Here is a 5,971-nt window from a genome sequence, read left to right as displayed (position 1 = left end):
GGCACCGCCGGCACCGCGCTGCCCGCCGCCGCCGCCCCCGGCGGGGCGAGCCGCAGCCCGGGCCAGCCCGTCCGCCGGTGGCTCGCCGGCGACCACCACATCCACACCCAGTACAGCTCGGACGGGCTCTACACCGTCGCCGACCAGGCGCAGCACGGCCGCGCCTACGGCCTGGACTGGCTCGTCATCACCGACCACGGCAGCAACGAGCACGTCCGCGTCGGGGTCGAGAAGGTCAACCCGGACATCGTCGCCGCCCGCGAGGACCTGCCCGGCACCCTGATCTTCCAGGGTCTGGAGTGGAACATCCCCTCGGCCGAGCACGGCACGGTCTTCGTCACCCCGGGCCCGGACGAGGTCGCGGTCCTCAAGCAGTTCGAGCAGGGCTACGACGGCCGCGCCAACCCGACGACCGCTGACGAGGCGCTCGCGGTGGCCGGCGTGCAGTGGCTCGGGCAGCAGGTCGACGCCCGCCGCGTCGAGAGCGCCCTGTTCTTCGCCAACCACCCCGCCCGCCAGGGCATCGACAGCCCCCACGAGATCCGCGCCTGGCGCGACGCCGACCCGCGCGTCGCCGTCGGCTTCGAGGGCGCCCCCGGCCACCAGGCGGCGGGGCTGCCCGACGGCGCCGCGTCCGGTCGCGGCTACTACGACAACGCCGGCACCAACCCGGCGAGGTTCGTCCCCTACCCCCCGGAGTCCTACCGGACCTGGGGCGGCTTCGACTGGATGACCGCCACGGTCGGCGGTCTCTGGGACTCCCTGCTCGCCGAGGGCAAGCCCTGGTGGATCACCGTCAACTCCGACAGCCACTCCAACTACCTCGCCACGTCCACCCGCGGCCCGGGCAGCGACTTCGCCCGCGACGGCTTCTACCAGGACCCGGTCTACTCCGGCGGCCCGAACCTGACGGCCGGCGACTTCTGGCCGGGCCAGTACGGGCGCACCAACGTGGGCGTCGACCGGGCCGGGTACGGCCAGGTCATGCAGGGCCTGCGCGACGGGCGGGTGTGGGTGGACCACGGGCGCCTGGTCAAGGGCGTCGAGATGGTGGTCCGGCGCGCGGGCGGCCGCGGCCCCGCGTTCCCGCTCGGCTCGCAGGTCGTCGTGCCGCGCGGCACGCGGCTCGAGCTGTCGATCCGGCTCACGCTGCAGGACCTGCCGAACTGGGCCGACTTCGTGCCGGTGCTCAACCGCGTCGACCTGGTGCAGGGCAGCATCGACGTGGCCGGCCCCGCCGACCGCGACACCTTCCTCGCGCCGGACACCAAGGTCGTCCGGTCCTGGGACACCTCCGGCACGACCGGGACCATCGAGCTGGTCCAGCCGCTCGGGGCCGTCGAGGCGCCGTTCTACGTGCGGGCGCGCGGCACGGACGCCAACCGCAGCCAGCCCGGCTACCTCGGGGCGGCCCTGGACCCGGAGGGCCCGGCGATCGACGTCGTCGGCGACGCCGACCCGTGGCTGGACCTGTGGTTCTACACCAACCCGATCTTCGTGCTGCCGGCATGACGGGCGGCGTGCTCGTCCTCGGGGTCGACGGCTGGTCCGCCCACGACGACGACGCGGACCTCCTCGCGCACCGCGTGCGCGAGGTGGTCCGGGACCAGCTGGGCGACGTGGCGGCCGCCCACGCCGTCCTGGCCACCCACGAGATCCGGCTCGCGCCGGCCCACTCGGCCGTCTCGTGCGTCGTCCCCGACGCGGGCCTCGGCAGCGACCCGGAGACCGTGACCCGGCGGACGCGTGCCGTGGTCGCCGCGCTGGCGCTCGCGCTGCCGGGGTCGGGGTCCGTGGTCGCCTCGGCCCCCCTGCTGTCGGACGTCGTCTCGCACGGCGAGGACACGGCCTCCCTCACCGGGGCCTGGGTGGCGCTGGCCGCCGCGGCGACGGAGACCTCGGGCCGGCTCGTGCACTTCGACGGGGCGGAGGTCCTGGTCGGCCGGCTCACCGTGGCCGACGTCCTCGCCCGGTCGGCCGTCGACCAGGTGGTCGTCGTCGGCGGGCTCCCGCACGACGGGGACACCGTCGTCGACACCCGGGGGTTCGTCCGGCCCCGGGTGGCGGCGGGCCGCGTCACCCTGCTCGTGCAGCCCGCGGCGGGCGGCACCGTCGTCCCGTTCGAGCGAGAGCACCCGCACCGCTGCTGCGAGGACATCGTCAACCTAGGTTGACACCCCGGAGGGAGGGGAGCACCCTGGCCGCATGCGGGTGCTCCCCTACCTCCTCGTGGCCGCCGCGGTGTCCGTCGCGGTCGGCCTGGTCAGCGACGACGGCTGGGCCGGCTACGTCGTCGGCGCCGTCCTCGCCCTGTCGCTGTGGGTGATGCTGCTGTTCGGGGCCATGGGCCAGGGCCGGCCCCTCGCCGCCGTCCCGCCGCTGCACTACGCCGGCTGCGCGGCGGCCGCGGTCGCCCTGGGGGCGGCCTCGTACCTGCTCGTGGGCGCCTCGCCGTCCTGGGCGGTCGGCTTCATCTTCGCCGGCGTCCTGTGGCCCGTGGCCGACCGTGCCCGGCGCGACCGGCAGCCCGGCTGAGGCACTCCGGCGCCTCGCCGAGGCCCGCCGCGCGCTGGAGACGGCGCAGGCCGAGGTCCGTGACGCCGTCGGGGCGGCTCGTGCCGCCGGACGGTCGTGGGCCGAGGTCGGCGAGGCGCTCGGCGTCTCCCGGCAGGCCGCGTTCAAGCGGTTCGGCCAGCCGCGCGACCCCCGGACAGGAGCACCGATGACCCGCACGACCGCCGCCGACGTCGTCGCCCTCACCGGGCGCGCCTTCCGCCTGCTCGACGACGGCAGCACGGCCGAGCTGCGGGGGCTGATGACCCCGGCGACGGCCGCGGAGCTCGACGACGACGTGCTGCGGGGCACCTGGGCGGCCGCGGTGGCCGAGACCGGCCGGCTCGAGCGGACCGAGGGCACCGTGGCCCACCTGCCCGAGCCGGACGGCACCCCGCTGGAGGACGCCGAGCAGGTGCTCGGCGTCGTCGTCGGGCGCACGCTGCTGCGCTGCGAGGCGGGCACGTGGGCGGGCCGGGTCGCCGTCGACCACGACGGCCGGGTCGTCGGGCTGCTCGTCGTGCCGCCCGGCGCCACCGGTCTGCCGTTCTAGGCCGCCGGACCGGCGTCACCAGCCGAGCGTGCTCCGCCCGGCCGCGTCCACGTGCAGGTCGACCGGGCGGCCGGCGGCGGCGAGACCGGTGACGCGGGTCTCGCCGTAGCCCCACGGCTGGACCGGCGTGCTCGTCACCGACCCGGACGGCACGTCGGCCGACAGCCCCGTCACCGAGCCGAGCAGCGACACCGCCGCGGCGGCGGACCACGCCTGGGGCCGGCAGGCCGCCGGGTAGGGCACGGGCGAGGGGTGGGTGGAGCGGGGGTCGCCGGCGAACAGCTCCGGGGGCCGGCCGCCGAAGGCGTCCAGGGTGGACAGCAGCGCCTCCGCCACCGGCGCCACCTCCGCCCGGCCCTCGGCGGCGAGCCCCGCCAGGCAGATGGCGGTGTCGTGGGGCCACACGGAGCCGACGTGGTACCCGGTCGGGGAGTACCCGGCCGCCCGGTCCGACATCGTCCGCACGCCGAAGCCGGACAGCATGTCCGGGGCGGCCAGGCGCCGGGCGACGACGTCGACCTCCTCGACCGACAGCAGCCCGGTCCCCAGGAGGTGGCCGACGTTGCTCGTCATCGACACCACGGGGCGCTTGTCGCCGTCCAGGGCGATCGCCGGGAACGGCCCCCGCGCGTCCTCGACCCAGAACCGGCGGTGGAACTCCACACGCAGGTGCTGGGCCCAGGCGCGCCAGCGGTCGGTGCCGCCGTGGCCGAACGCCTCGAGCAGGTCCGCCCCCGCCCGAGCGGCGGCGTAGGCGTAGCCCTGCACCTCGGCGAGGGCCACGGGCGCGGTCGCCAGGGAGCCGTCGACCCGGCGGACGGCGTCCCCGGAGTCCTTCCATCCCTGGTTCGACAGCCCGTGGCCGGAGGCGTCGACGTACTCCAGCAGGTGGTCGCCGTCGGCGTCGCCGTGCTCGACCAGCCACGCCAGGGCACGCTCGGTGGCCGGCAGCAGAGCCTCCACCTGGTCCTCGGCCAGCCCCCAGCGCCAGGCGTCGTGCAGGGTGAGCACCCACAGCGGGGTGGCGTCGATGGTCCCGTAGTAGACCGGCGGCAGGGAGCGCTCGACCCCCGCGGGGTCGGTCTCGTCGACCAGGGAGAAGCCGGCGCCGCGCACCTCGTGGAGGATCTTGCCCGGCTGCTGGGCCGTGCCGACGTCGACCACGGTGCCCTGGCGGCCCGCGAGCACGCGCAGCGTCGAGGCCGCGAGGCCGGTGGTGACCGGCAGCAGCATCCGCGCCGCCCACAGCGAGTCGCGGCCGAAGAGCGTGAGGAACCAGGGGGCGCCCGCGGCGAGGAACTCCTCGTCCGGCTCGTCGGCGGTCGCCAGGCGGAGCAGCCGCAGGTCCGCCAGCGCCCGGTCGAGCACCGGTGCCAGGCGGCGGTCCGCGCTGTCCACCTGCAGCTGGCCCCAGGACGCGGGCAGGCGGGGGGCGACGACCACCGCGCCGGCGTCCTCGAGGCCGGCGCTCAGCTCACGGACCTCGGTGGCGCCAGGCGCGACGACGAGGTCCCAGGCGACGACCACGTCCGTGCCGTCGACCCCGACCCGGGCGCCTTCGGCGCGCAGCGTGCCGCGGAAGCCCTCGACCTGCCAGAGCGCCCCGTCCCCGTCCGCGCGCACCGGCGGCACCGGCGCGGGGGGCATGCCCGCCTTGACCGCGTCGAGCGGGGCGAGGTCGGCGGCGACCCTGACGCGGAGGACGCACGCGACCGGCTGCGAGGCCGACGAGACCAGCGCCAGCCGCTCGACGACGGCCCCGGGGCGGACCTCGCGGCGGCGCTCGAGGCGGACGGTCGGGTCGGCCCCGCGGTCGCCGAGCGCCCGGGGCACCGACAGGAACACCCGGGCGTCGCCGCCGTCGTCGTGGGCGGACACCGGCACGGGCTCCTCGCCGTCGAGGGTCACCACGCAGGCGGAGACGAAGCGCCGGTCGGCGTGGTGGAAGCCCTGCACGCCGTCGGCCCGGACCTGCCCGTCGGCCGCCGACCACGCCTGGGTGGGGGCGGACAGCACGAGCGCCAGGTCGTGCAGCCACGGCTGCCGGCCGGCCGGTCGGGCGTCCTCGACGGGGGTCTCCTCGGTCACGGTCCCACCCTCTCCCATCCCCCGGGGTGACAGCGACGTCGCGGGGGGATATGTTTTGAGCGCTCAAAGTTGAGCGCTCAAACCGTAGCCCGTCCTCCGGGCGGCTGCCAGGTCCGAGCGAGGAGGCCCGGATGACCGACGGACGGACCCCTGGCGGGCTGCGCCCCGGCGGCGGGCTGCCGACGCTGGAGACGGTCGCCGCGCGCGCCGGTGTCTCCCGGCAGACGGTGTCCAACGCGCTGCACCGCCCCGACCGCCTGGCCGCCGGCACCCGGGACAAGGTGCTGCGGGCGGTGCGCGAGACCGGGTACCGGCCGTCCCTGCCCGCCCGCCAGCTCGCCACGCGCCGTGCCGGGGCGGTGGCGGTGCGCGCCGACCGGCCGCAGGACGGCATCTCCGGCATGGTGCTCGACGTCTTCTTCCACGGCCTGGCCGAGGCCGGCGAGCGCAGCGGCAACCGGGTCGTGCTCTACCCCGAGCAGGCGGACGAGGAGGCCGAGCTGGCCGTCGTCGAGGGCCTGCTGGGCAGCGGCGCCGCCGACGCCGTCGTGCTCACCGCGACCAACGTCCACGACGGCAGGCCCGCCCGGCTCACCGCCGCCGGGCTGACGTTCTGCGCCTTCGGCCGGCCCTGGGGCGAGGACGAGCCGCCGCACGACTGGGTGGACGTCGACGGCGCCCACGGGACCGGGCTGGCGGTGGCGCACGCGCTGGCCGCGGGGCGCCGCCGCGTCGGCTTCCTCGGCTGGCCCGACGACGCCGCCACCGGGCGCGACC

Annotated in this window: 6 protein-coding genes; 5 read left to right on the top strand and 1 reads right to left on the bottom strand. The window is 77.0% G+C overall.

The genetic code is table 11. The features are described 5' to 3' along the window. From WCS02_RS16415 to WCS02_RS16400, 4 genes are all read left to right on the top strand, one after another. Window positions 1-1,512: PHP domain-containing protein (locus WCS02_RS16415; RefSeq protein WP_340295187.1), on the top strand; the 1,512-nt coding region annotated here is incomplete at its 5' end. Beyond that, entirely contained in the window at window positions 1,509-2,174 is a 666-nt protein-coding gene (locus WCS02_RS16410) for a hypothetical protein (RefSeq protein ID WP_340295186.1), read from the top strand. The genes WCS02_RS16415 and WCS02_RS16410, both read left to right, overlap by 4 nt. A 31-nt stretch (window positions 2,175-2,205) precedes the next feature. Continuing rightward, window positions 2,206-2,535: a hypothetical protein gene (locus tag WCS02_RS16405; protein ID WP_340295184.1), complete on the top strand. Its 330-nt coding sequence runs from the start codon at window positions 2,206-2,208 to the stop codon at window positions 2,533-2,535. Then, complete coding sequence (locus tag WCS02_RS16400; protein WP_340295182.1) at window positions 2,507-3,106, top strand: hypothetical protein; 600 nt, start codon at window positions 2,507-2,509, stop codon at window positions 3,104-3,106. The genes WCS02_RS16405 and WCS02_RS16400 overlap by 29 nt, the downstream gene beginning before the upstream one ends. A 15-nt stretch (window positions 3,107-3,121) precedes the next feature. Here the strand turns inward: WCS02_RS16400 and WCS02_RS16395 are convergent, their stop codons facing one another. After that, window positions 3,122-5,194: a glycogen debranching N-terminal domain-containing protein gene (locus WCS02_RS16395; RefSeq protein ID WP_340295180.1), complete on the bottom strand. Its 2,073-nt coding sequence runs from the start codon at window positions 5,192-5,194 to the stop codon at window positions 3,122-3,124. A 131-nt stretch (window positions 5,195-5,325) separates the two neighbouring features. Between WCS02_RS16395 and WCS02_RS16390 the strand changes: the two genes are divergently transcribed. Continuing rightward, the coding region (locus WCS02_RS16390; protein WP_340295178.1) for a LacI family DNA-binding transcriptional regulator at window positions 5,326-5,971 on the top strand (646 nt) is incomplete at its 3' end.

The sequence above is a fragment of the Aquipuribacter hungaricus genome, from assembly GCF_037860755.1.
GTDB lineage: Bacteria > Actinomycetota > Actinomycetes > Actinomycetales > JBBAYJ01 > Aquipuribacter > Aquipuribacter hungaricus.
The sequence above is the reverse complement of the archived record's forward strand: the minus strand, read 5'-3'. Positions and strand labels throughout refer to the sequence as shown.